Genomic DNA, 24,453 nt, shown 5'->3' on the forward strand with positions numbered 1-24,453 from the left:
AGGTGACGGCACTTGCCCTCACTTGTTCATCCTCTCCACCGTCGGGAGTACCTTCCATCGGACAGCGACGATAGCGCGCCCTTTTCTGCACCCTCAACCGTGAAGGTGCGCGTAAAGGGCCAGCAGCGCCAGATGGCCCACGTAGTAGCCATAGAACGCCCAGCGCCAACGTGGCAGCCGCCACGGCACGCGTGCCACCGCCAACACCACCGGAACGGCCAGCAGTGCCCAGCCATTGTGATTGGCCCAGCACACGGCCCCGAGACCAACCAGCAGCAGCCACCATGCGCGATGCCGGAACGCGATCCAGCCCAATAGCACGAAACCGACGCCGGCCCACTGGTAATCCACCAGCATCGGTGCCAAGCCCGCCGCCAACAGCAACAGTAGTGGGCGATTGTTGGCCAGCGCATGCACGGCCACCGCGGCCAGTGCGAAGGTGAGCAGGATGTTGAGCGGCAGCCAGTAGCCGAAGGCCAGTGCATGCAGCGGCTGCGCGATCACGCCCCATACGGCCAGGCGACGGATCGACTTGCGCAGGTCCGCACCTGGCTGGGCGAGGTTGCAGGCCATCACCAGCGCGAACAGCGGGAACGCTATGCGCCCCAGTTCGCTGAGTAACGGCACGTAGCCGCCGAAAACCACCTTCGCCACGTGGTCGCCGGTCATGGTCAGCAACGCGAGCCACTTCAGCAGCTCGCGGCCGCCGCTGCTGAGGCTGGGATCGTGCGTGGACGTCCCTGTCATGGTCGCATGCATCGCGGAAGCTTATGCGCATCGGCCAGCCCATTTCCAGCGCCGGGAATGCGTGTGCGGCTGCAGACCCCGGGCTGCAGCGCTATGCTGGCCGCCCCTGCTTGTGAGACACGCCCCATGCGCACCCTGTATCCCGCCATCGAGCCCTACCGCGAGTTCATCCTGCCGGTGAGCGATCTGCACACCCTGCACATCGAGGAATGCGGCACGCCCGACGGGATTCCGGTGGTGTACCTGCATGGCGGACCGGGTGCGGGCATTTCGCCCACCCATCGCCGCTTCTTCGACCCGGCGCGCTACCGCATCGTGCTGATCGACCAGCGCGGCAGCGGACGCTCCACACCGTTCGGCGAGCTTCGCGACAACACCACGCAGGACCTGGTGGCCGACATCGAGAAGGTACGCGAACACCTTGGCATCGAAGGCTGGCTGGTCTATGGCGGTTCCTGGGGTTCAACCCTGTCGCTGGCCTACGCGCAGGCGCATCCCGAGCGCGCCACCGGCCTGATCGTGCGCGGCGTCTTCTTGGGCCGCGAGATGGAAAACCGCTGGTTCGCGGAAGCCAACGGCGGTGCGCGCTGGATCTTCCCAGAGCGCTGGGACCGCTATGAGGCCTACATTCCAGAAGCCGAACGTGGCGACATGATCGCGGCCTACTGGACGCGCATGGACAGCGCCGATGAGTCCACCCGTATCGCAGCCGCGCAGGCCTGGCTTGGCTGGGAGGACAACGCCGCCACCCTGCAGCACGACGTGGATGCTGTTTCCACGGATGACCCGCTGGACACGCTGGCCAAGGCCCGCATCGAAGCGCACTATTTCCGCAACGGCACCTTCCTGGAACCGAACCAGCTGCTGCGCGACATCGACCGCATCCGGCACCTGCCCGGCGTGATCGTGCAGGGCCGCTACGACATCATCTGCCCGCCGCGCAGCGCCTGGGACCTGGCCAAGGCCTGGCCGGAAGCAAAGCTGGAGATGGTGACTTCCGGCCACAGCGCCAACGAGCCGGCGACGGTCGATGCACTGGTGCGGGCCACGGACGCGTTTGCCGACCGCTTCTGAAAGCACGGGGTAGTGCCGGCCGCCGGCCGGCATCCCAGCGTTCTGCCCGCCTGTCACGGATTGGCATCAAACACCACCGTCATGTTGCCCTCCCAATGTGAACCGGGCGACTTCAGCATCTCGTCCACCGCAGCTTTCTCAGCGGTGAATCGAAGCGTTGAACGTCGCTGGACCATGTATGCGTCGGGTGTAAGGCGAGGTGCGCGTAGATCACCCGGCGGAAGATGCATTCCTTGTACTGGCGAGCCATCGATCCGGCTCCGCATACCGGGAATGGTGACGTCCACCGCGACCGGAATCACGTCATTGTTATGCAGATTGCGGATGCCGCAGTGATTGTCCAGTTCATGCTCACAGCGGAGCTTGAGACTGAAATCCATGGACGAAGTGAGGAAGAACGGAAGCTCCTGTGAGAGGCGGGTGGGACGAATGGCATGATCGATCCATGCCCGCCATCCTCCGTCCGGCACCAGCGTGGCTTTCGGCATTTCCCCAGGGAACCGCACCTCCAATTCATGGGTCACGTCGAACACGAAGTTCAAGCGGATCATCTTGACACCCGAAACATTGTCCCCAAGGTCGATGTCGGCCTCCGCCCCACCGGTGGTCCAATCCTCCTGCGCAATGTAGCGACCGTTCTGCAGAGTGATGGCGTCGGGAAGCTCCACCTGAATGCCAATCCCCACATTGCGATAGGAGTAACTTCGCCCGTTGCGGCGTTGCGAACTGTAGCATTCCTGGGGATTGGAGGGATCACGCACACCCCATCCCCCATTCGACCATCCTCGGCCACCCGCACCCCGTATCGCGGTGCAACCGCCACTGACGCCGTGGTACCAGGGATCAGCCCCATTTCCGAAATTCAGCCGCAGCGACATTGCGACAAAGCCGACACGTGCCTGCGCCGTCGCCCCGGTTCGCTCGTCGCGCAGGGTGATTGAGCGGGGGGCGGGGAATCTGACGTAGGTCGTGTCACGACGGGATTCATTGTCGCCGTCTCCGTTCTTCTGCCAGAACTCACCCGTGCCAAGATCGAAGATGTAGGCTCCTGCCTTGTCACACTCCGTTGGCCTCCAGTTGCAGAACGCACCGCGAGGTGTGGTGTTCTCAAATGACGTATTGCTCGGGTTCGCAGCATTCGGCCGGAACTGCCCGGTAACCACGGTCTCCACCGTCTGGGCCCATGCGGGAATCACCATCATCCAGAGAACTGTAATGAATAGATAGGAGCGATGCTTCATGGGTTCCTCTCATCGTTGCTCAACGTGCCGGCCCTGGATGCGAGCAGATGAGGACAGCCGATCCCTCCCACCATCAACACGTCCCCCTCGCGCGGATACCGTCCCTCCTCCATCGTCAGCACACAGCTGATCATGTTCGGATAGCGCAACTCCACCACCGGCGCACGCGCACTCAGCTCCAGCGTGAAGAACCCCTCCTCCTGGCTGACGCTGCGCCCGGCGTGATTGATCACCTGCACACCCCGCACGCCGTTGCCATCGGCATCGAGCACCTGGCCCATCACGGTGAATGTGCGCAGCACATCCATGGTGGCGTGCATCACCCCACCCTTGTTGAGGTGGTAGCTGATGGTTGCCGGTTGTAGCGTGGCCGCGGGGGCATGCCGCCCCTGGAAGTCGAACTGCACGTGGCCCGCGCGGTAGGCAGTCACCGGCACGAAGTTGCGCCCCGGCTTCAACTCCACGCCTCCGCCCCGGCTGTCGTCGCCGCGCAACATCACGTCGGGGTAGTCGCTGCGTACGTCAACGATGATGCCGGTATCCACGCTGCCGCTGCGGCCCTGGCCAAGCACCGCTGCGTGGCCACCGCCGATCACCAGCGTACTGTCCAGGTTGGCACTGCCGCTTACGTGGCCCGAGCCCGCGCCACGGTATAGCTGCACGTCTCCCTCCAACAGCGAACTCTGCAGGTAGGCACCAGCACCAGCACCGATACCGCTACGCTCGGCACTGATCATGCCGTTCACGCTCTGCAGCAGCTTGCCATCCACACGCTGCGTGGCTGCCGCGCTGACATAGGTATCGCGCTGGCCAGCCTCGCCGGTACGGCTGCCGAGGCTGCCGCTGTAGCTGCGACGCTCGCTGCCCAGCGATACGCTGACGGTCAGATCAACGCCGCGCTGCCGACGGTAATGGGTGAAGCGGCTGCCAGGTCGATCGTAGGCCGAGACCCGCCAGTTCACGTCGTGCCTGCCGAGCAGGGTCTCCCGGCGCCCATAGGACACATCGATGCCGGTGCCTTTGGTGAAGCCGGAGCTGCGCGCCACACGCAGGCTGGCGTTGTCGCGATGGCTGAAGCGATGGGTGATCGACACGGCGGTGGTGTCCTGCCAGCCGCCACGGGTTTCCCAGCGCGGCGCCGAGCCGTCACTGGGCAGGACACGTTGGCGTTGCTCGGCCCAGCTGCGCGCGTGGTTGGCCACCACCGATCCGGCGCGGTAGCGGTACAACCCCTGCAGATCCACGCCGCGCCCGGCATCACTGGAGGTATAGAAGTTGGTGTAGGTGCTGAAGCGGTCACTGGCCTGCCAGTCCATCGACAGACCGGCCGCGTGGCGCGTGCCGATCTGCTGCACGGTGGCACCGGCCACCGCACGTGGATGCACCAGGTAGTTGACCACCGCGCCGGCGGCCAGCTTGCCGTCCTGCGATGCACGGCCACTGTCGAGCAGGCCACGCTGCTGGCCTGCGAACACGCTGTAGCGCCATCGGCGTGTGGGGTCGCTCCAGCGACTGGACTTGTGGATCGACGCGGTCTCACGCGAGGCCTCGTGGCCATCTTCGATGACACGCAGTTCCACGTCATAGATGCCGCCCGGCAGGCGACGGGTGTCGATCTCCTGGATACCAGGTTTGACTGCCTGCGTGGACAGTAGATTGCCGTCCCGCAGGATCTCCACCACGCCCTCACGGCTGGCGGTGACATAGACCGGGTACACACTGGGGCTGCGCGTGTCGGCCAGCAGCACATCCGACGAACCGAGCATGAAGCCCAGCGCGGTATCGTTCTGGGTACCCGGTGCACGGGGCTGGCGGATGATGCCCTCGAAGGTGGGCAGGAAGTAGCCGGCGCGCACGAAATGGTCGCCCAGCTCGCGCTGCGCATACAGCGCACTGAGATAGTGCTCGCGGCTGCCCGGTTGTGCGTAGTACTGGTAGCTGCCGACAGTGCTCCAGCGGCCAACACTGCCACGCAGCTCGGCGCTGTAGCGTGCGGACGTCTGTTGCTCCTGGCCGCCATGCACGGCCACGCTGTTGCGGACGATCAGGCCGTGGCTGCCGCGCTCCGGCAGCGCGATGTGGCGCCCTTCCTTCTGCGCACCCGCTGGTGTCAGCAGGCTGAGCAGGGAATTGGACAGGCTGTAGTGCAGCGCTGCCAAGCCCCGGCATTGCTGGCGGCACACACCCAGCGACATCGGCTCGGCCAGCGCCTCGGCCCAGCGCGCCCGCTCCGTCTGCGGCCATGGACTGTCATGGGCTTCGCCAAAGCCGATCAGGTGCACACGATTGTCTTCGTGCAGCAGCACCTCGGCATCACCCAGGTAGCGCCCGTCCAGTTCCACCCGCACGGTGAGTGGATTGCCGAACAGATGCGCCCGGAATTCTGCAGGCATGCGCTCGCGCTGCTCCAGCAGGCTGGGCAGCTCACCCAACGCGAGACCAGCGGCATGGCTGGACGCGGCAAATACCACGGCGCCGATGCCAGCAGCCAATCGCGCAAGGGCCGGATATGCGGGAGCGAGGGGAAGTCTCATGGGCGGACGCCTGTGCCCTGCCCCCCGCATCGACGATGCGGGAGGAAGGGCACGAAGCTGCACGATCGTCAGATGTCGCTTTCGAAGATCATGTGGAACTGGCCGCCGTAGCTGCCCTGCTCGTAGCCATCGGTCGGCACGGTGGGGGTGATAGCGAACGCCAACGACTTGCCGGCCGCCGCCTGTGCGGCATTGGCCACCGTGATCTTGGCGGCCGAGGTGGCCGGCACCACCACGTTGTCCAGCTTCACTGCCAGGTCGACCACATCTGCCGCCGAGGCCATCTGTGCCGGCGCGGACAGGTAGGCACTGATGGCCGCCGGCGACTTGATGTTGATGACGCGGCCGGTCAGCTCACCCAGCACCTGGCGGGCGGTATCCCACGGCAGGTTCTGCGGCAGGCCTTCCCAGCCATCCGGCGTGGACACCTGCAGGCCGGCGGTGTTCGGCACGTCGGCGGTGACGTTGACGGTAATCGACTTGGTTTCGGTGGCGGCCAGGGCAACGGCCGGGGTGATCAGCAGGGCGGTGGCCGCTGCCAGCAGGGTGGTCTTCAGGGACATGGATGCACTCCAGGTTCAAGGGTGGGAATCAAGGTGCCAGGCAAGGGCAAAGCAGTCCCAGCGGGCGCCTGACAGGCCCGTTCGGGACAGATCCATCGGTGGAAGTGGGCTTAACGGCGTGAGTCGATGCTGCGCTGGCTATCGCCTTCGCGAAGGTCGAAACGCAGGAACTGGTGCTCGGCGGCCTGCAGCGCATAGCTGTTGCCGGGACGCACATGGGCGATGATTCCCGGCGTGCAGCTATCAGGGCGATCTCGCTCGCACTGGCGCAGGTTGTCCAGCACCACGGTGGCGTTGCCACGATTGCGCACTTGCTGTTGTTCGATGAGCGTGTCGTAGCGCGGGTTCTCCGGCGCAACGAAGAAGATCGTGCCGTAGCCGGTGAACACACGGATGGCCGAAGTGAGCTCCGCCACTTCCCGAGCCTGGTCTTCGCTGAGCGAGAATTCCTCGGCCGACGGCGCCACCGGGATGAAGCGCAACCGGTAGTAGCGCTCTTCATCGCGGGCGCCGCGGTAGACCAGGCGCGTGGCCTGCTGCCCTTTGCCCGCAATGATCAGCCGGCTGGGGCTGGCGATGACGCCTTGGGCGTCCGGCCTATTGCGGACCAGCGCGGTGGTATCCACCGGCGTTTCGCTGGCCCTGCCATCCGTATCGAAGTGCATCTGAGTGACTTCCACACGCACGTAGGCCGTAGCGTCACCGGTGTTGCGGATGCGCTTGAGCAGGTTGCTGTGCGTGGGCTGCAGATAGTCGAACAGCACGCCTACGTTGATCTGGGGTGTGGATGCGTGCGCGCTACCAGACAGGATGACCAACAGAATCAATGAGAGAAGACGACGCATGGCGGGCCCGCAGGGAAAGGCGAGCGCGAATTTTCACGACCGCATCACAATCTCGATATGCAAAAAGTTGCAAAAGCCGGACATGTCCTACGCATCTGAAGCGATTCCTAGTCTGCCGGTCCTGACCCGCGGGACCGGCGCCATCGCGGTGAACGGCGCCCTACTTGCGTGCACGCTTGCCTGCATTCTTCGCAACCGGCTTACAGTCCCCCGCCGAAGATCCGGCCGTGGCCACCACACCGGTGGACCGCCCCCTCCTCAGGAGCACGCCATGACCGGTTTCCGCTACCTTCCCGCTCTCCTCATCCTCTCGGCCGGCATTCTGCTGGGCGGTTGTTCCAAAACGCAGGAAGCCAGCAAGGCCACCGCGGCCGAGGACGTAACCGAAGTGAAGTTGATTCCAGCCTATGAATCGCTGGACAAGGACAAGGACGGCATCGTCACCCTCGCCGAAGTCGATGCGGTTGCGCCGGACTGGGCAGAACGAATGCACGCCTGCGACACCGACCACGACAAGACGCTTACACGCGGCGAATATGACGTCTGCAAGCAGACCACGCCGGCTGCCCATTGATCCGCACCTTGGCACATCGCCGGGCCCGGCTATACAAAGGTATAGCCGGGCTAACCCACGAGCCTCTAGGACTACCCCATTCAGGGGCGGACAATAGCGCCACTGGCCAGGGCAACCCTGGCTGGCTCCCTCCCCTCATGGAGACGCAGATGGACCCCGACCCTGCCGGGCGCACCGCGCCCCGTATGCCCGCCTGTTGCCTGTTCCTGGCGCCTGCCTGTCGGTCCCTGCCTGCCTGAGTGACGGGGGATCGTCAGGCGCCGCCTGCCTGGAGATCACCCCCATGTCCTACAAGATCCTCTACATCACCCTGCGCCGCCTGATCGGCGAGCGCGATGTTGCCGCCCTGCGCAGCCACCTGCTGCAGCACGGCCCCGTGGTTTTCGCCCGTTCGCTGTCGCTCGGTTCGCCACGCGTGGTCGCCGACGCACTGTCGCTGCTGCCGATCAGCGAACGCATCAACGTGCTGCGCCATCTGCCCTACCCCCTTCGCGATGCGATGAAGCCGCTGTGCATCGGCGGCAGCCAGCGCCTGCACATGCAGCCGTGGTCGCCGGCGGTGCTGGCGATGCGCCACGCCTGAACCGTTGCATCCGTTCCGTTCGTGTTCCGGCCGCGGCCGGCTCTGACATTCAAGGAGTTCCCATGAGCCTGCTCAACGCCTGGTTCAATGCCTTCCTGCGCAGCCGTCGCGCAGGCAACCTGTTCGGCCGTCGCGCCATGCCCGAAGCCGGCTTCGGCCCGGGCAGCGCCGAAGCCGCACCGTTCGCGCTCACCACCGGCCTGGTGACCCTGTCGCAGCTGGACGAGCCGCGCCTGCTGGCTGCGCTCGACTCGCACGTCGATGGCCTCAGCCCGCATGAGGCCGAGGAGCGGCTGGCCACGCTCGGCCCCAACGAGGTCGATCACGAAAAGCCGCTGCCGTGGTGGCGCCACCTGTGGCAGTGCTACCGCAACCCGTTCAACCTGCTGCTGACCGTGCTGGCGGCGGTGTCCTGGCTGACCGAGGACATCAAGGCCACCGTGGTGATTGGTGCGATGGTGCTGCTGTCCACGCTGATCCGCTTCGTGCAGGAAGGCCGCTCCAATCGTGCCGCCGAGCGGTTGAAGGCGCTGGTCGGCAACACCGCGCGCGTGCTGCGCCGCAATCCGGGCACCGAGGCGGCAGACGTTGCCGACCAGTATTTCGGTGCACACCTGCACAGCCGTCGCCCGGCGCGGTTGCTGGACCTGCCGATCCGTGAGCTGGTGCCCGGTGACCACATCGTGCTGTCGGCCGGTGACATGATTCCGGCCGACTGTCGCGTGTTGACCGCCAAGGATCTGTTCGTGGCGCAGGCAGCGATGACCGGCGAGTCGCTGCCGGTGGAGAAGTTCGCGCACCCGGGCGATGGCCTGGCTGGCCTGCTGGAGCAGCACAACCTGCTGTTCATGGGTACCAATGTGGTGTCCGGCACCGCCACCGCCGTGGTGCTGGCCACCGGCAACCGTACCTACTTCGGCACCCTGGCCCAGCGCAGCACCGCCACCGACCGCGCGCCGACTGCGTTCCAGGCCGGCGTCAACAGTGTCAGCTGGCTGCTGATCCGCTTCGCGCTGGTGATGGTGCCGTTCGTGCTGCTGATCAACGGCTGGACCAAGGGCGACTGGACCGAGGCGTTCCTGTTCGCGCTGTCGGTGGCGGTGGGTCTGACCCCGGAAATGCTGCCAATGATCGTTACCTCCACGCTGGCCAAGGGTGCGGTGCTGCTGTCGCGGCGCAAGGTGATCGTCAAGCGTCTGGATGCGATCCAGAACTTCGGTGCGATGGAGGTGCTGTGCACCGACAAGACCGGCACCCTCACCCAGGACAAGATCGCGCTGGAACGGCACACCGATGTGTTCGGTCACGATTCGGAGGATGTGCTGAAGTTCGCCTACCTCAACAGCCATTTCCAGACCGGACTGATCAACCTGCTCGACCGTGCGGTGCTGGAGCACGTGGAGCTGCAGAGCTCGCTGCGGCTGTCGCAGGACTACCACAAGGTGGATGAGATTCCATTCGACTTCGAGCGCCGCCGCATGTCGGTGGTGGTGTCCGAACGCGAGGCCCACCATGAGCTGATCTGCAAGGGTGCGGTGGAGGAAATGCTGGCGGTGTGCAGCACGGTGCGCGAGAACGGCGAGGACAAGCCGTTGGATGAGCAGCGCCTGGCACGCGTGCGGCAGACCACCGAGGAACTGAACGAACAGGGCCTGCGCGTGGTGGCAGTGGCGATGAAGGAAACTGCTGCCAGCCAGACCGTGTATTCGCAGGCTGATGAGTGCGGCCTGACCCTGGTCGGCTACGTGGCCTTCCTCGACCCGCCCAAGGAATCGGCTGCGCAGGCGCTGCAGGCGCTGGCCGCGCATGGTGTGGAGGTGAAGGTCTTCACCGGCGACAACGAGCTGGTCACCGCCCGCGTCTGCGCCCAGGTGGGGTTGGACGCCGACACCATCCTGACCGGTCCGCAGATCGAGCGCATGGATGACGGCGCGCTGTCGCGGGCGTTGCATCACCACCGCGTATTTGCTCGCCTGACCCCGCTGCACAAGGAGCGCCTGGTGCGCGAGCTGCGTGCGCAGGGCAAGGTGGTCGGTTTCCTCGGCGACGGCATCAACGATGCGCCGGCACTGCGTGCGGCGGACATCGGCATCAGCGTGGACAGTGCGGTGGACATCGCCAAGGAGGCGGCCGACATCATCCTGCTGGAAAAGAACCTGATGGTGCTGGAGGAAGGTGTCATCCAGGGCCGGCGCACGTTCAACAACATGCTGAAGTACATCCGCATGACTGCCAGCTCCAACTTCGGCAACGTGTTCTCGGTGCTGGTGGCCTCGGCGTTCCTGCCGTTCCTGCCGATGCTGCCGCTGCAGCTGCTGGTGCAGAACCTGCTGTACGACATCTCGCAGATCGCCATTCCGTTCGACAACGTGGACGAGGAACTGGTGCGCAAGCCGCTGAAGTGGAACCCGGCAGACATTGGCCGCTTCATGGTGTTCTTCGGGCCGATCAGCTCGATCTTCGACCTGAGCTGCTTCGCGCTGATGTGGTACGTGTTCGATGCGCGCACAGCGGCCGACCAGGGCCTGTTCCAGTCCGGCTGGTTCGTGGTGGGCCTGCTGACCCAGACGCTCATCGTGCACATGATCCGTACGCCGAAGGTGCCGTTCCTGCAGAGCATCGCTGCGCCGCCGCTGCTGGTGATGACCGGCCTGATCATGGCCATTGGCGTGACCCTGCCGATGAGCCCGCTGGCTGGCTACTTCAAGCTGCAGGCCCTGCCGACCGGCTACTGGCCGTTCCTGGTGGCGATCCTGTTCGGCTACGCGGTGCTGACCACCGTGCTGAAGAAGATCTATATCCGTCGCTACGGCTGGCAGTAAGCGCCCGCCGCCTGGTCCAGGGAGAAGCACAATGGACATCAATCCGAACCTGCCGGCGTTCAACGCCGGCGCGACCCTGAGCTCGTTGATCAGCCTCTCGGTGGCCTTCGTGCTTGGCACCGTCATCGGCCTGGAGCGACAGCTGCGCCAACGCACCGCCGGTCTGCGCACCAATACACTGGTGGCGGTGGGTGCTGCCGTCTTCGTGGACCTGGCCGTGCGCTTCCATGACCTGTATGGCGGCCCGCCCTCACCGCTGCATGTGGTGGCCTATGTGATCTCCGGTGTCGGCTTCCTCGGCGCCGGCGCGATCATGAAGGACGGCGCACAGGTGTCTGGCCTCAATACCGCCGCCACCCTGTGGGGCTCGGCGGCGGTCGGTGCCTGTGCGGGTATCAAGCTGCTGCCGGAGGCGGTGATGGCGGCGGTGTTCGTGCTGGCCGCCAATACCCTGCTGCGCCCGGTAGTGAACCGCATCCAGCGGCAGCCGTTGCCGGAGGCGTTCAGCGAGGCGACCTATGCGATCAACGTGGTCTGCCAGCGTGAGCAGCAGGCCGAAGTACTGGACCAGCTGTTGCTGCTGCTGGAACAGGCGCACTACCCGGTGCGCGCGGTGGACCAGCGCCCGTTCGGCGAGCGTGACGTGGAGATAGAAGCGGTGCTGTATGCCACCACGGTGGATGCCGGTGAACTGGATGCGGTACTGGCCACGCTGGCGACCACCCCCGGCGTGCTGCAGGGGTTCTGGAACGCCAGCCTGGAGGAGTAGCCGCTCGGTAGTGCCGGCCACTGGCCGGCAACCTCATGGACGCCGGAAGAACCGTGCATTGCTCTTGTGGGTGCCGACCGTTGGTCGGCACAAACCGCAGAATCCCGGCCCCAGGCGTTCGTGCCGACCAACGGTCGGCATCTACCAAGGTCGGCATCTACCAAATCCGGCTTTGCTATCCTTTCCCCCCACGCCAGGGAGACGTCCCGATGCCATCGCTGTCGCCCCGCCGCCCTCTGGTGCTGCTGGCCCTGATCGTCGTGATGGCGGCGATCTTCCTGGTCGATACCGTCACCGACTACGCCGTGGCGGCCGCTTGCTTCTACGCAGCGGTCATCCTCGCCGCATCGCGCGTACTGGCCGCGCGCGGGCTGATCAGCCTGGCCATCGCCTGCATCGCACTCACCGCCCTGAGCTTCTTCCTGACCCGCTTCGGCACCTACCGCATCGGTCTGGTCAACTCGGTGATCGGCATGCTGGTGATCGGCATCACCACCTACCTCGCGTTGAAGATGGAAGCGGCCAAGGCCGCGGTGCAGGAAGCACAGGGCCGGTTGCTGCGGGTGGCGCGCGCATCGACCGTGGGCGAGCTGACCACCTCCATCGCACATGAAGTGAACCAGCCGCTGGCGGCGATCGCCAGCAGCGCCGAAGCCTGCCAGCGCTGGCTAGCGCAGGACCCACCAAACGTGGACAAGGCACGGCAGACCGTGGCCCGCATCCTGGCCGATGCGCATCGCGCTGGTGACGTGATCGCCCGCATCCGCGGCCTGACCCAGGGTGCAGCACCGGAACGACGCGCCTTCGACCTGAACCAGGCGGCGGAGGAAATGCTAGCACTGTCGCGCAGCGAGCTGGACCAGCACGGCGTGGCCGTGGCCCTGCTGTTCGATGCCGACCTGCCGCTGGTACAGGCCGACCGCGTGCAGGTGCAGCAGGTGATCGGCAACCTGATCCTCAATGCGGTGGACGCGATGGAAGCAGTGCCCGCTGCCGATCGCCGCCTGTCCCTGTTGACCCAACGCGACGGACAGCGGATCAGCCTCAGCGTGCGCGACCGCGGTGTCGGCCTGCCAATCGACCATCCTGAGCGCGTGTTCGATGCGTTCTGGACCACCAAGTCACATGGGTTGGGGCTGGGATTGAGCCTGAGCCGTTCGATGATCGAGGCCAATGACGGCAGGATCCGCGCTGAGCGGCCGGCAGGTGGCGGCGCCTGCTTTGTGTTCGACCTGCCCATCGCCACGGAAGTCCCCCATGCGTAAGCCCGCTGCACCCATCACCGACCCGGCACCTATCGTCTACGTGATCGACGACGATCCGTCGGTGCGCGCCGCGCTGGAAGACCTGCTGGCCTCGATGGGCCTGCAGGTGCGGGCCTTCACCTCGACCCAGGCGTTCCTCGAACACGATCTGGAAGACGCGCCAGCGTGCCTGGTGCTGGACGTGCGCATGCCCGGCCAGAGTGGGCTGGAGTTCCATCGCACGATGGGCAGCCACGGCCTGCAGCTGCCGGTGGTGTTCATCACCGGCCACGGCGACATCGCAATGGGTGTCAACGCGATCAAGGACGGTGCCATCGAGTTCCTGACCAAGCCGTTCCGTGACCAGGAACTGCTGGATGCAATCCACAAGGGCATCGACATCGACCGCCAGCGCCGTCGTGACGGCGAGGCGCTGGACGCCCTGCAGCAGCGCTGGAACACCCTCAACGCCGGCGAGCGCGAGGTGGTTGACGGTGTGGTGCGCGGCCGCCTCAACAAGCAGATCGCCGGCGACCTCGGGGTCAGCGAGATCACCGTGAAGGTGCGCCGCGCGCAGGTGATGCGCAAGATGGGCGCGCGTACGCTGGTCGACCTGGTGCGGATGTACGACCGCCTGCAGGCAGGTACCCCATGAGCGTGCATGTCGCACTGCTGCGAGCAGTCAATGTCGGAGGTACCGGCAAGCTGCCGATGGTTGAACTGGTGGCGATGTGCGAAGACGCCGGCTTCACCGACGTCCGCACCTATATCGCCAGCGGCAACGTGGTGTTCCGCAGCGGACTTGACGAAGCCGGCGTGCGGAAAGCCCTTGGCCAACGGCTGCAGGCCTATGCCGGAAAACCGGTGGGTGTATTGGTGCGCTCCGCAGCCGAGATCGCAGCGGTTGCCGCCCGCAATCCGTTTCCGCATGCCGCCGGCAATCGCGTGGTCGCGCTGTTCGTGGATGAGGCACTGCCCACGGATCCCTTGGCCGGGGTGACCGGCCTGCGCGATGAGCAGCTGGCTCTGGGTACCCGCGAGATCTTCTTCCACTATGGCGACGGCATGGCCGACTCACGCCTGCGGATTCCCTATGCCCAGCAGGGCACCGCCCGCAACCTCAACACGGTCGGCAAGCTTGCGGCAATGGCCGCCGCACTCGGCCAGGTCACCGCAGACGGTAGAGGGCGGCGGTAGAGTCGACTGTCAGTCGACTATCGCGCGCAGCGCGGGATTTTCCGCAACCTTGTGGAAGAGCAGTCGACCAACAGTCGACTCTACCCGGCACGTGCTGGATACCGGACAAGATCACGCCCGTTGCAGGCGGTGCTTCAACCGCGTATCCATCAACCCCACCGCCAGCAGCACCGCACTGGTCAGCCAACCGGCGGCCAACAGATGGGTCTGCGGCAACACCACGCCCAGCACGCCCAGCGCCACCGCACCGATCAGATGCGAGTACGGTGCTCGCCCGTACACCACGCGCTTGTACAGCGCGCTGCCCAGCAGGTAGATCAACGGGCCGGCCACCAGCACGGCCGCATACACCCGCGTCACCACAGCGTGCGGGTGGTCCATGACCAGGTCATTGCCCACCGCCGTCGCGATGATCCCGGCGATCAGCAGCGCGTGCACATAATGGAAGTTGGCGCCCATCCGGCCCGGGTCTTCGGCGTGGCTGATGGCCTCGGTGGCGTCGCGGCTGGAGATGCCGAAGTACAGCCACCACATGGCGATCGTACCGGCGAAGGTGGCGAGCACTGCGGACACCACCGCCCCGCTCCAGTGTTCGACCTCGCTGAGTACACCACCGGTGGCCAGCAACGTCTCGCCCAGTGCGACGATGACGAACAGCTGGCAGCGCTCGGCCAGGTGCCCACCTTCGATGGTCCACTCGCGGGTGTGCGAACGGCCCAGCCCCGGGAACGCGAAGCCGAACATCGGTGAGATGTATTCGCACGCCACCGCCACCGCCCACAGCGCCAACCGCGTATTGCCCTCGGCTGCAGCACCTGCCAGCCAGAAGCAGGCCGACACGCTCACCCAGGCCAACATGCGACGGAAGTTCGGCGCCAGCGGGTGCATGCGGCCAACTTCGAACAGCACGAAGGCGGTACGCCCGACCTGCATGGTGGCGTAGGCGCCGGCGAACACCCAGGCACGGTCGGCGAAGGCCTCGGGAATGGACGAGGACATCAGCAAGGCCAGCAGCATGGTGGCGAACAGCAGGCCGCGAATGCGCGGTGCTTCCGGATCGAACCAGTTGCTGACCCAGCAGGCGTACTGCCAGCCCAGCCACACCGCAAACCACAGCACCAGGGTCTGCAGCACCCCGGCCAGGTCCAGGTGGTGCAGCAGGTGGTGGCTGAGCTGGGTGACCGCGAACACGTAGACCAGGTCGAAGAACAGCTCTTCGTAGGTCACGCGCGCGTGGTGGCCATCGCGCTGGCGCAGGGCCGGCAATCGCAGTCGTGTACTCATGGCTGTCCTTCAGCGCGCCAGGCGCCAGTAGAGCAGACCGGCCAGCAGGGCCGGCACCGCGAACACCAGCAGCAGGATCGGCAGTTCTTCGCGCATCCCGTAGCCGGCCTTGCTGACCCCCACCCACAGGTTGGCCACCGTCACCAGCAGCCAGGTGGCAATGAACGCGATCAGGGCCGTGGGCAGCTGTGAGGTGCCCACGCTCCACAGCCGCCCGAACAGCAGGAACACCCCAAGCAGCACGACGCCACCCACCATCACCAGAAGCACATGCATGGTCCACCTCCTTGAGCCTGCAGGCAGGCTAGCCGTGGGCGATTCTGCGCTCCAGCCGATGATCGTGGATTCACTTTCCAGACGCGGCGAACAATCGCCCTGACGATCGCGGCATGGCAAACGAGAACAGTTCCCATTAGTATTGCGTCATTGCGCAGGGATGACCTCCCGGCACCCGCCTTTCACCCTTGCTACCCGTCCGGATGTCCCAGCCGACACTTCCCCGCCCACCTGCGCTGCCGCTGGTGACCTCGCTGGTGCGCCACTACGAGGAACTGGTGGACTACCTGCATCGCCGGTTCCGCTCGCCCGGGCTGGCCCGCGAAGTGGTGCACGATGTCTGCGTGCGCCTGCTGGAACGCCCGGCCGTGCATGACGCCCGCCAACCGATCGCGCTGCTGCGCAGGATCGCCCACGATGCGGCGGTCGACCGCTGCCGCGCCGAGGATCTGCGCCGGCACTGGGTGGAGCCCCGCGCCGAGCTCCCCGAAGGCGCCTGCGAGCGCCCCGGACCCGAGCGCCAGGCGCAGGGCCAGCAGGCGCTGCAGCGGCTGACTACCAGCATCGAGCGCATGCCCTGCCGGCGGCAGCAGGTGTTCATCCTGCACAAGATCCACGAGCTGCCCCAGGCCGAGGTGGCGCAGCGGATGGGCATCGGCCTGAAGGCAGTGGAACGTCATCTGCGCCTGGCCATGGCCGACTGCCGGCTGCACGGTGCGCTGCGGTGAGTCCTGCATCACCCGATCCGGTACCGCCGTCGCAGCCCACCGAACCGTCCGCCGAGGACATGCTCGACCAACACCGGGAGGCGCTGAAGGAGCGTTTCCCGTTGCCAGGCCCGGAGCAGTTGCAGCGCCGCCGCCGCGGATCTGGCGCGAAACGGGTACTGCCGGTGCTGTTGCTGGCGGTCGCCGCGCTGCTGCTGGCAGACCCGGCCTGGCAGGTGCGTGACTACCAGACTGCCGTCGGCGAGCGCCGCGACATCGAGCTGCCGGACGGCAGCCGCGTGCTGCTCGACGCGGGAACCCACCTGCAGGTCCGTCGCCATCTGCGTTCGCGGCAGGTGCTGCTGGCGCAGGGCCATGCGCGCTTCGAGGTGCAGCATTCGGCGTGGCGCCGCTTCCAGGTTGATGCCGGGCCGGTACAGGTACGCAACTACGGTACGGTGTTCGATGTTGACCGCCAGGGCGATCTCAGTGAGGTCACGCTTTGGCGCGGCGAGGTCGGTGTCAGCGTGGATGCCGGCGGCACCGAGCAGCGGCTGAAGCCGGGGCAGCGCCTGCTGGCCCAGCCAGGCTCGCTGTCTCCGCCGGAAGCCGTGGATCCGGACCGGGCCGACTGGACCACCGGTCGGCTGCAGTTCGACCGCATGCCACTGAGCGAGGTGCTGCGCATCCTGCAGCGCTATCACGACCGTCCGATCGTGCTGGACGACCCGGCACTGGGTCCGCTGCAGGTGTCGGGCGTGTTCGATGCCGATCGTGCCGAGACGGCGGTCGCGCTGCTGCCGGAGATCCTGCCGGTCCAGGTGCAGACCGCCGCCGACGGCACCCTGCATCTGCGCGCCCGCGATTGATTCCCACGCCGAGGGTGGGTTGCGCGCCGTCCCATCCGGCAAGTGCTTGAACCCTTCCGAAGGACCCCCGCATGACCCGCCCTGTTCCGCCCGCCGCACTGCGCCGGCTGGCCCCCACCCTGCTCGCTGCCTGCCTGTGTGCGGCGCTGCCCGCCACCGCGCAGACCGCTGCGTCCGCACCCGTCGAACTGCACCTGCCGGCCGGCCCGCTGCAGGCTTCGCTCACGACACTGGCGCGGCAGAGTGGCATCCAGCTGCTGTTCGCGGCCGACAGCGTGAGCGGCCGCAACGCGCCCGCCCTCGACGGCCGCTACACCCCGCACGACGCCCTGCAGCGCCTGCTGGCCGGGCAAGGCCTGGCGATGCAGGAGCGCTCGCCGGGGGTGTTCGTGGTGAGTGCCACGCCAGCATCCCCCAAGCCCCGCACTCCGGCCCGGGCCGCGTCATCGGCAGCGTCCCAGGCCACGACCACTTCGCTGGCCCGGGTCACGGTATCGGCCTCGACCGCGCGCATGCCGCAGGGTGAGACTGCGATGCCCAACACCATCACCGTGCTGACCCGCGAGGACATTGCGCAGCAGCTGGCGCTGGGCTCGGATGTCTCGCGCGTGCTGTCGGCGCAGATCCCGGCGTTTGCCCCGGCACGCGAGAAGATGTCCAACTACGGCGAAACCATGCGTGGCCGCGGCATCCTGTACATGGTCGACGGCGTGCCGCAGTCGACGCCGCTGCGCGATGGCTCACGTGATTCGCACACCATCGATCCGGCGATGATCGAACGCATCGAGGTCATCCACGGTGCCAACGCACTGCAGGGCATCGGCGGTACCGGTGGCATCGTCAACATCATCACCCGCAGCGCGCCCAGCGAGCCGGGCGCCTTCCTGCTCGACACCAACATCAGCTACAGCTCGGCGCTGCCCAGCCGCCGTGATGACAACGGCCAGCGCGGCTCGGCACTGGTCGGCGTGCGCGGCGAGCAGTTCGATCTGGTGGCCGGCCTTGCCTATGAGAAGCAAGGCCTGTACCACGACGGCGAGGGCCGATCGATCGGTACCAACGCGCAGGGCGAACTGATGGATTCGACCTCGTCGAACGTGTTCGCCAAGCTGGGCTGGAACATTGCCGAGGGCCACCGCGTGCAGCTGATGGCCAACCGCTACGAGCTGCGCGGGCTGGACAACTACCTGGCGGTGAACGGTGATTACCGCACCGGTCGCCCGACCATTTCGGTGCCCGGCGATACCCCCCTGGAGCCGCCGATGAACCGCTCGCGTTCGTTGACGCTGGACTACAGCGCCGCCGATCTGCTCGGTGGCCGCTTCCAGGCGCAGGCCTTCGCGGTGGACTTCGAAGGCCGCTATGGCGCCAGCCAGTGGGACCCGTGGGGCAACACCGGCGCCAACGCCGCCTGGGACCAGACCCAGAACGAATCGGACAAGCGCGGCTTCAAGCTGACCCAGAGCTGGGCCCGCATCGCTGACACCACGCTGGACGTGACCCTGGGCCTGGACGGCCTGCGCGACCGCACCCACCAGGTGCTGCTGGCCAGCGGCATGAACTGGGTGCCGCAGACCACCTACCAGAGCCTGTCACCGCTGCTGCAGCTGCACTGGTGGCCGACCGACCACCTGATGCTGTCTGGCGGCCTGCGCTACGAAAAGGGCGAGCTGGAAGTAGGCGACTACACCACCCTGCCCCGCTACGGTGCACGCAAGGTGGCCGGCGGCAAGCCGACCATGAGCGAGACCCTGCCCAACTTCGGCGCGGTCTGGTACATCAATGACCGCCTCAACGCCTACGCCTCGTATTCGGAAGGCTACACCGTGGCCGACGTCGGCCGCGTGCTGCGCGCGATCAACCGCGACGGCCAGCGCGTGGACAATCTGATTGACCTGTCACCGGTGGTGTCAGACAACCGCGAAATCGGTCTGGAGTACGACGATGGGCGCTTCAGTGGCGATATTGCGTACTACACCTCCGAATCCAAGCTGGGCTCGGTGCTGATCTACGACCCGGGCATCGACGCCTATGCGGTGCAGCGCCAGGCCACCCGCGTGGAAGGCTTTGAAAGCAACCTGCGCCTGCGCCTGGGCGACAGCCGACTGGGCCTGGGTTATGCACGCGCCAACGGCCGTTACGATGCCGACGTCGACGGCCGCCTCGACAGCGACCTGGCCGGCGTCAACATCGCGCCGAACCGGCTGACCGCGTTCTGGGAGCAGAGCTGGACACCACAGCTGAGCACCCGCCTGCAGGCCAGCCACGCCTTCGACCGCGATTTCGACCTGCGTGGCGCACGGGTGGCGGAGTTCAAGGGTTACACCACGGTGGACCTGGTGGCCCGCTACGTACTGGACAAGCACAGCTTCACCCTGGGCGTGCAGAACCTGGCGAACAAGCAGTACATCAGCTACTACTCGCAGACCACGCCGTCGAACCCAAGCTATTTCTCGGGCCGCGGCCGGGTGCTGACGCTGGGGTGGCAGTACCGGTACTGAACCATAGCGCCCTTATGGGAGCCATGAAATCTATGCGCGACGCGATGAAGGAGGCCCATGCTAGTTTCTGGGCCTCCTTCAAACGGACGTGAATCATGCGTTTTTCCCTGCTCGCCTTCGCCCTGGCCGCTGCTCTTCCGGTCGCGCACGCCAGGGCCGCCGAGGCACCACTGCCGCAGTTGCGGGCCTACACCGTGGATGCTTCCTGGCTGCAGCCGATGGCACCGCTGCAGATTGCTGACCACACCTGGCAGATCGGCACCGAGAACCTGACCGCACTGCTGGTGCAGACCGCCGAGGGCGCGGTGCTGCTCGACGGCGGCATGCCACAGATGGCCGGCCACCTGCTGGACAACATGAAGGCACGCGGCGTGGCCCCGCAGGACCTGCGTCTGATCCTGCTCAGCCATGCGCATGCCGACCATGCAGGCCCAGTGGCGGAACTGAAGCGCCGCAGCGGCGCGCACGTGGTCGCCAACGCGGAATCGGCAGTGCTGCTGGCGCGTGGTGGCAGCGATGACCTGCACTTCGGCGATGGCATCACCTACCCGCCTGCCAATGCAGACCGCATCGTGATGGATGGCGAGGTGGTCGAGGTGGGCGGCATCGAATTCACCGCGCACTTCATGCCGGGGCACACCCCGGGCAGCACCGCGTGGACCTGGACCGATACCCGCGAGGGCAAGCCGGTGCGCATCGCCTACGCCGACAGCCTGAGTGCACCGGGATACCAGCTGCAGAGCAACCCCCGTTATCCGCACCTGATCGAGGATTACAGGCGCAGCTTCGCGACGGTGCGGGCGTTGCCCTGCGACGTGTTGCTGACCCCGCATCCGGGTGCCAGCAACTGGGACTACGCCTCCGGCAGCAAGGCCAGCGCCAAGGCGCTGACCTGCAAGGCCTACGCGGATGCGGCCGAACAGAAGTTCGACGCACAGCTGGCCAAGGAAACAGCCCGCGCCCGCTGATTCTGTAGAGTCGAGCTTGCTCGACTGAAGCAGAGCAGTCGAGCATCGCTCGACTCTACAAAAAAGCAAGTCGAGTGTGGGCTCGACTCTACAAAGAGCAAGCCGAGCGTGGGCTAGGCTCTACACAGGACGCGTGGAAGGGTGCCGGTCAATACCACCGGCACCCGTGACTGTCAGCCGCCCTGGCCGTGCTGCGCGAACGGCTCGGTGGTGCCATCGGTGCGCACCAGCTCGACGGTATACGGCTGCACGTAGCCATCCGGCATTTCCATGCCTGGCGAACCGGCCGGCATGCCAGGCAGCACCAGCCCACGCGCCGCCGGACGTTCGGCCAGCAGTCGCTTGATGTCCTCGGCCGGGATATGGCCTTCAACCACGTAACCACCGATCTCGGCGGTGTGGCAGGAGGCCTTGCCGACCGGCACACCCAGCCGGACCTTGATCGGGTTCATGTCATCGGTATTGCGCACATCCACCTGGAAGCCTTCGGCCTTCAGGTGGTCGACCCAGATACCGCAGCAGCCGCAGCTGGCGGTCTTGTGCACGATGGCGATGGGCAGTGCCGGATCCACCTGCGACGGGCTGGCCTTGATCGGCGCCGCCGGGGCTTGGCTGACAACCGGTGCGGCAGGCGATTCTTCAGCAGCACGCGCGCAGGCGGTGGTGGCCAGCACGGTGCCCAGCAGCAGGCCGAGGGAGAGAGAGCGGTTCATGGTGTTGATTCCTTTGCAGATGCGGGCAACGCGGCCCGCTGCCTGCGCGTCGAAGGCACAGGCAGAGTCGAGAGTGAGTCGAGCAGCTACGGCAGGCGCTTGAGGCCTGCAGGGAATCACACGATGGGAGGGCGCAGCGGATCCGGCAACGGAGGCGGTGCGCGTTGCTGGGTGCTGGCGGGCAAAGGCACCTCACGCCAGGGTGACGCCGGGGTTCCGCTCAGGGTGGCCAGCATGCCGAGGCTGGCCGGCGGGCATTCGCACTCATTGCTCTGGCAGACCGTTGATGCTGCCTCGTCGCAGCATCCGGGCATGGCAGCGGAATGCGGTGCGGCGCAATGGTCCGCGCTGGATTGCGCCGCGTACGAGGATGAGGCAACCGCAAGCGCCGGTGCATTCAGCACCAGGGCAAGGAGAAGCATCCATCTCAGCAGCAGGCCAGGCAGGTTCACCCGTTGATGATAGCCGATGAACGCATCACGCAATTGCCTCGGCCATCGCCCGCATCCGCACCGGAATCGACTTGGCCGCCGGCGTGCCGCTGACCCGATCGTAATAGTCCAGCGGTAGCAGCGGGTTCAACTCGGGGTAGTAACCGGCCAGCGCGCCGCGCGGCATCGGGTAGTCCAGCACGGTCAGGCCCTCGATGCGCCGCTGCACGCCGTCGCCACTGATCGTCTCCAGGCTGACCAGCGCTTCCTTCTCCAGCCCGCGCGCCAGCCGATCCTCGATGTTCATGAACAGCACCATGCGGTCGTTGTACACGCCGCGGTAGCGGTCGTTGTAGCTGTAGATGGTGGTGTTGTACTGGTCGTGCGAGCGCACTGTGGCCAGCCGCAGCATCTCGGGGTCGTCCACCGGCGCGTCCACGTCCAGGCCCGGCATCACCAGGATGTTCGCCTTGCCGTTGGGCGTGGGCCACACCCGACGGCGCGGTGGAATGTCCAGATGGAAGCCGTGCGGCTGCTGGATGCGCTCGTTGAAGCCGGTGTAGATCTCCGGGTACACCGCTGCGATCAGCTCGCGGATGGGTGCGTAGTCATGCATGCACCCGGCCCAGTCGACCTGGCTGTGCGGCAGTGTTGCCACCGCCATGCGGCAGACGATCTCGACCTCCGGGAGCACGTCCGTGCTGACCGGCTCGAGCACGCCGCGCGAAGCGGTCACGTTCGACATCGCGTCCTCGATGGTGACGAACTGCTCGCCTGCCGGCGTGACGATGCGCTCCGAACGTGCGACCACCGGCAGGATCAAGGCATCGCGGCCATGCACCAGGTGACCGCGATTGAGCTTGGTGGCGATGCCCACCGTCAGCTCCAGGCCGCGCATGGCCTCGTACGCGCGCGGCGTATCGGGCACGGCGTGGATGAAGTTGCCGCCCATACCGATGAACACCTTGGCGCTGCCGTCCAGCATCGCCTCGATCGATTCGACCACGTGATGACCGTGCTCGCGCGGCGGATCGAAGCCGAACACCTGCTGCACGCGGTCCAGATAGGCCGGCTTGGGCTTCTCGTCGATGCCGACGGTACGATCGCCCTGCACGTTGGAATGGCCACGGATCGGCCCGATGCCTGCGCCGGGCTTGCCGAAGTTGCCACGCAGCAACAGCAGATTGGCCACCTGCTGCAGCAGGGTCGAACCATACTGATGCTGGGTCAGTCCCATGCCGTAGCAGATCACCGTGGCCTTGGAGCGGATGTAGATCTCGGCGCAGCGGCGGATCTGCGCCTGCGTGATGCCGGAGACCTGCACGATCTCGTTCCAGTCCTGTGCCATCACGTCCGCGCGCAGTGCGTCCAGGCCTACCGTGTGCTCAGCCAGGAAATCGTGGTCAAGCACGCGCTCGCCCTGCGCTTCGCGCTCGAACATCACCTTCATCATGCCCTTGATCAGGGCCAGGTCGCCGCCGATGCGGATGTGCACGAACTCGCTGGTGATCTCGGTCGAACCGAACGTGGCCATCTGCACCATGTCCTGCGGTTCGGCGAAACGGATCAGCGCGCGCTCGGGCATCGGATTGACCGCCACGATCGGGATGCCGCGTTTGCGCGCCTCGACAAGGTTGCTCATCATCCGCGGCGAGTTGGTGCCGGTGTTCTGGCCGATCACGAAGATCGCCTCGGCGTGCTCGAAATCCTGCAGCACGATGGTGCCCTTGCCCACGCCGATGGCCGGCGGCAGGCCGCGGCTGGTCGGCTCGTGGCACATGTTCGAGCAGTCCGGGAAATTGTTGGTGCCAAACTCGCGCACGAAGATCGAATACAGGAACGCGGCTTCGTTGGGCGTGCGGCCGGAGGTGTAGAACTCAGCCTGGTGCGGGCTGTCCAGCGCCTGCAGATGACGGCCGATCAAGGCAAACGCCTCGTCCCAGCTACACGGAACGTAATGATCGGTGGACGCGTCGTAGCGCATCGGCTCGGTCAGCCGGCCCTGCATCTCCAGCCAGTAGTCGGTCTGCGCCATCAGCTCGGTGACCGTGTGCTGGGCGAACAGCTCGCGGCCGGCACGGAACTGGGTGGCTTCCCAGGCCAACGCCTTGGCACCGTTCTCGCAGAATTCCAGCTTCTTGCGTTCGTCGGCATCGGGGAACGCACAGCTGGGGCACTTGAAGCCACCGGGCTGGTTCATTGCCAGCAGCGCCTTCGAGCCCTTGCCGATCACACTCTGCTGCAACAGCACCTTCGCCGTGGCACCGGCGGCACCCCAGCCACCGGCCGGCTGGTTGTAGGGCTTGTAACGCGGCGGCTTCTGCTCGGACATGTTCGGGAACCTGGCGGGAGGAACACAACAATCAGCGGCGCGGGATGGGCCGGATGCGGCGTCTGCAGCGCGGCCAGCCCCGCAGTCAAGCACGGACAAGGCCGCTTCGCCAGAGGCAAACGCTGTTTTCAGCGCAGCCTGCCATGACAACGGTTACACCCGCGTCAGCGCCCGGCCAC

Annotated in this window: 21 protein-coding genes; 12 read left to right on the forward strand and 9 right to left on the reverse strand. The window is 66.2% G+C overall.

Annotation, left to right across the window (positions count from 1 at the left end):
- Positions 1-93 precede the first annotated feature (93 nt).
- Positions 94-759, reverse strand: a complete 666-nt coding sequence (locus AC3ITW_RS12235; RefSeq protein WP_100468664.1) for a TraX family protein — start codon at positions 757-759, stop codon at positions 94-96.
- 114 nt (positions 760-873) lie between these two features.
- Here AC3ITW_RS12235 and pip point away from each other — a divergent pair, with 114 nt between their 5' ends.
- On the forward strand, positions 874-1,821 hold the full coding sequence (gene pip, locus AC3ITW_RS12240) for a prolyl aminopeptidase (RefSeq protein ID WP_100468667.1): 948 nt from the start codon (positions 874-876) through the stop codon (positions 1,819-1,821).
- A 53-nt stretch (positions 1,822-1,874) separates the two neighbouring features.
- On the opposite strand, the gene AC3ITW_RS12245 is transcribed toward pip, so the two are convergent.
- The 4 genes from AC3ITW_RS12245 to AC3ITW_RS12260 form a co-directional block, all read right to left on the reverse strand.
- The gene (locus tag AC3ITW_RS12245) at positions 1,875-3,062 is read right to left on the reverse strand and encodes a hypothetical protein (RefSeq protein WP_157806623.1); all 1,188 of its coding nucleotides are present in this window, start codon (positions 3,060-3,062) and stop codon (positions 1,875-1,877) included.
- On the reverse strand, positions 3,059-5,596 hold the full coding sequence (locus AC3ITW_RS12250; RefSeq protein ID WP_100468672.1) for a TcfC E-set like domain-containing protein: 2,538 nt from the start codon (positions 5,594-5,596) through the stop codon (positions 3,059-3,061). The genes AC3ITW_RS12245 and AC3ITW_RS12250 overlap by 4 nt, the downstream gene beginning before the upstream one ends.
- A 68-nt stretch (positions 5,597-5,664) precedes the next feature.
- Positions 5,665-6,159: a CS1 type fimbrial major subunit gene (locus tag AC3ITW_RS12255; RefSeq protein ID WP_489389552.1), complete on the reverse strand. Its 495-nt coding sequence runs from the start codon at positions 6,157-6,159 to the stop codon at positions 5,665-5,667.
- A gap of 110 nt (positions 6,160-6,269) precedes the next feature.
- Positions 6,270-7,004 carry a CS1 fimbrial subunit B flags: Precursor gene (locus AC3ITW_RS12260; RefSeq protein ID WP_100468677.1) on the reverse strand — a complete coding sequence of 245 codons (735 nt, stop codon included), beginning with the start codon at positions 7,002-7,004 and terminating at the stop codon, positions 6,270-6,272.
- A 271-nt stretch (positions 7,005-7,275) separates the two neighbouring features.
- On the opposite strand from AC3ITW_RS12260, the gene AC3ITW_RS12265 reads away from it, so the two are divergent.
- The 7 genes from AC3ITW_RS12265 (at position 7,276) to AC3ITW_RS12295 (ending at position 14,193) form a co-directional block, all read left to right on the forward strand.
- Positions 7,276-7,578 (forward strand): EF-hand domain-containing protein, encoded by a 303-nt coding sequence (locus tag AC3ITW_RS12265; protein ID WP_100468680.1) that lies wholly within the window; start codon positions 7,276-7,278, stop codon positions 7,576-7,578.
- A gap of 283 nt (positions 7,579-7,861) precedes the next feature.
- The gene (locus tag AC3ITW_RS12270; protein WP_006369764.1) at positions 7,862-8,161 is read left to right on the forward strand and encodes a hypothetical protein; all 300 of its coding nucleotides are present in this window, start codon (positions 7,862-7,864) and stop codon (positions 8,159-8,161) included.
- Positions 8,162-8,223: 62 nt separating this feature from the next.
- Complete coding sequence (mgtA, locus tag AC3ITW_RS12275) at positions 8,224-10,983, forward strand: magnesium-translocating P-type ATPase (RefSeq protein ID WP_489389553.1); 2,760 nt, start codon at positions 8,224-8,226, stop codon at positions 10,981-10,983.
- Between the two features lie 31 nt (positions 10,984-11,014).
- Positions 11,015-11,752 (forward strand): MgtC/SapB family protein, encoded by a 738-nt coding sequence (locus AC3ITW_RS12280; RefSeq protein ID WP_088026119.1) that lies wholly within the window; start codon positions 11,015-11,017, stop codon positions 11,750-11,752.
- A 209-nt stretch (positions 11,753-11,961) separates the two neighbouring features.
- Complete coding sequence (locus AC3ITW_RS12285; RefSeq protein ID WP_489389554.1) at positions 11,962-13,017, forward strand: sensor histidine kinase; 1,056 nt, start codon at positions 11,962-11,964, stop codon at positions 13,015-13,017.
- Complete coding sequence (locus AC3ITW_RS12290) at positions 13,010-13,651, forward strand: response regulator transcription factor (protein WP_448123054.1); 642 nt, start codon at positions 13,010-13,012, stop codon at positions 13,649-13,651. Before AC3ITW_RS12285 ends, AC3ITW_RS12290 begins: the two co-directional genes overlap by 8 nt.
- Positions 13,648-14,193 (forward strand): DUF1697 domain-containing protein, encoded by a 546-nt coding sequence (locus AC3ITW_RS12295; protein ID WP_489389555.1) that lies wholly within the window; start codon positions 13,648-13,650, stop codon positions 14,191-14,193. Before AC3ITW_RS12290 ends, AC3ITW_RS12295 begins: the two co-directional genes overlap by 4 nt.
- A gap of 111 nt (positions 14,194-14,304) precedes the next feature.
- On the opposite strand, the gene AC3ITW_RS12300 is transcribed toward AC3ITW_RS12295, so the two are convergent.
- Both AC3ITW_RS12300 and AC3ITW_RS12305 read right to left on the reverse strand, forming a co-directional pair.
- Positions 14,305-15,477: a low temperature requirement protein A gene (locus tag AC3ITW_RS12300; protein ID WP_489389556.1), complete on the reverse strand. Its 1,173-nt coding sequence runs from the start codon at positions 15,475-15,477 to the stop codon at positions 14,305-14,307.
- A 9-nt stretch (positions 15,478-15,486) separates the two neighbouring features.
- Positions 15,487-15,753 (reverse strand): hypothetical protein, encoded by a 267-nt coding sequence (locus tag AC3ITW_RS12305; RefSeq protein WP_032129472.1) that lies wholly within the window; start codon positions 15,751-15,753, stop codon positions 15,487-15,489.
- Between the two features lie 203 nt (positions 15,754-15,956).
- Here AC3ITW_RS12305 and AC3ITW_RS12310 point away from each other — a divergent pair, with 203 nt between their 5' ends.
- The 4 genes from AC3ITW_RS12310 to blaL1 all read left to right on the forward strand — a co-directional run bounded on the left by AC3ITW_RS12310 (position 15,957) and on the right by blaL1 (position 20,798).
- Complete coding sequence (locus AC3ITW_RS12310; RefSeq protein ID WP_065723390.1) at positions 15,957-16,481, forward strand: RNA polymerase sigma factor; 525 nt, start codon at positions 15,957-15,959, stop codon at positions 16,479-16,481.
- Positions 16,478-17,329 carry a FecR family protein gene (locus AC3ITW_RS12315; RefSeq protein ID WP_489389557.1) on the forward strand — a complete coding sequence of 284 codons (852 nt, stop codon included), beginning with the start codon at positions 16,478-16,480 and terminating at the stop codon, positions 17,327-17,329. The genes AC3ITW_RS12310 and AC3ITW_RS12315 overlap by 4 nt, the downstream gene beginning before the upstream one ends.
- A 71-nt stretch (positions 17,330-17,400) precedes the next feature.
- Positions 17,401-19,830, forward strand: coding sequence for a TonB-dependent receptor (locus AC3ITW_RS12320; RefSeq protein WP_489389558.1), 2,430 nt, complete (start codon positions 17,401-17,403; stop codon positions 19,828-19,830).
- A gap of 95 nt (positions 19,831-19,925) precedes the next feature.
- Positions 19,926-20,798: a L1 family subclass B3 metallo-beta-lactamase gene (gene blaL1 / locus AC3ITW_RS12325; protein ID WP_489389559.1), complete on the forward strand. Its 873-nt coding sequence runs from the start codon at positions 19,926-19,928 to the stop codon at positions 20,796-20,798.
- A gap of 173 nt (positions 20,799-20,971) precedes the next feature.
- On the opposite strand, the gene AC3ITW_RS12330 is transcribed toward blaL1, so the two are convergent.
- Positions 20,972-21,511 carry a DUF411 domain-containing protein gene (locus tag AC3ITW_RS12330; RefSeq protein ID WP_100468700.1) on the reverse strand — a complete coding sequence of 180 codons (540 nt, stop codon included), beginning with the start codon at positions 21,509-21,511 and terminating at the stop codon, positions 20,972-20,974.
- 477 nt (positions 21,512-21,988) lie between these two features.
- On the reverse strand, positions 21,989-24,274 hold the full coding sequence (locus AC3ITW_RS12335; protein ID WP_100468701.1) for an FdhF/YdeP family oxidoreductase: 2,286 nt from the start codon (positions 24,272-24,274) through the stop codon (positions 21,989-21,991).
- Positions 24,275-24,453 lie beyond the last annotated feature (179 nt).

This window comes from Stenotrophomonas sp. KH_052 (assembly GCF_057838755.1).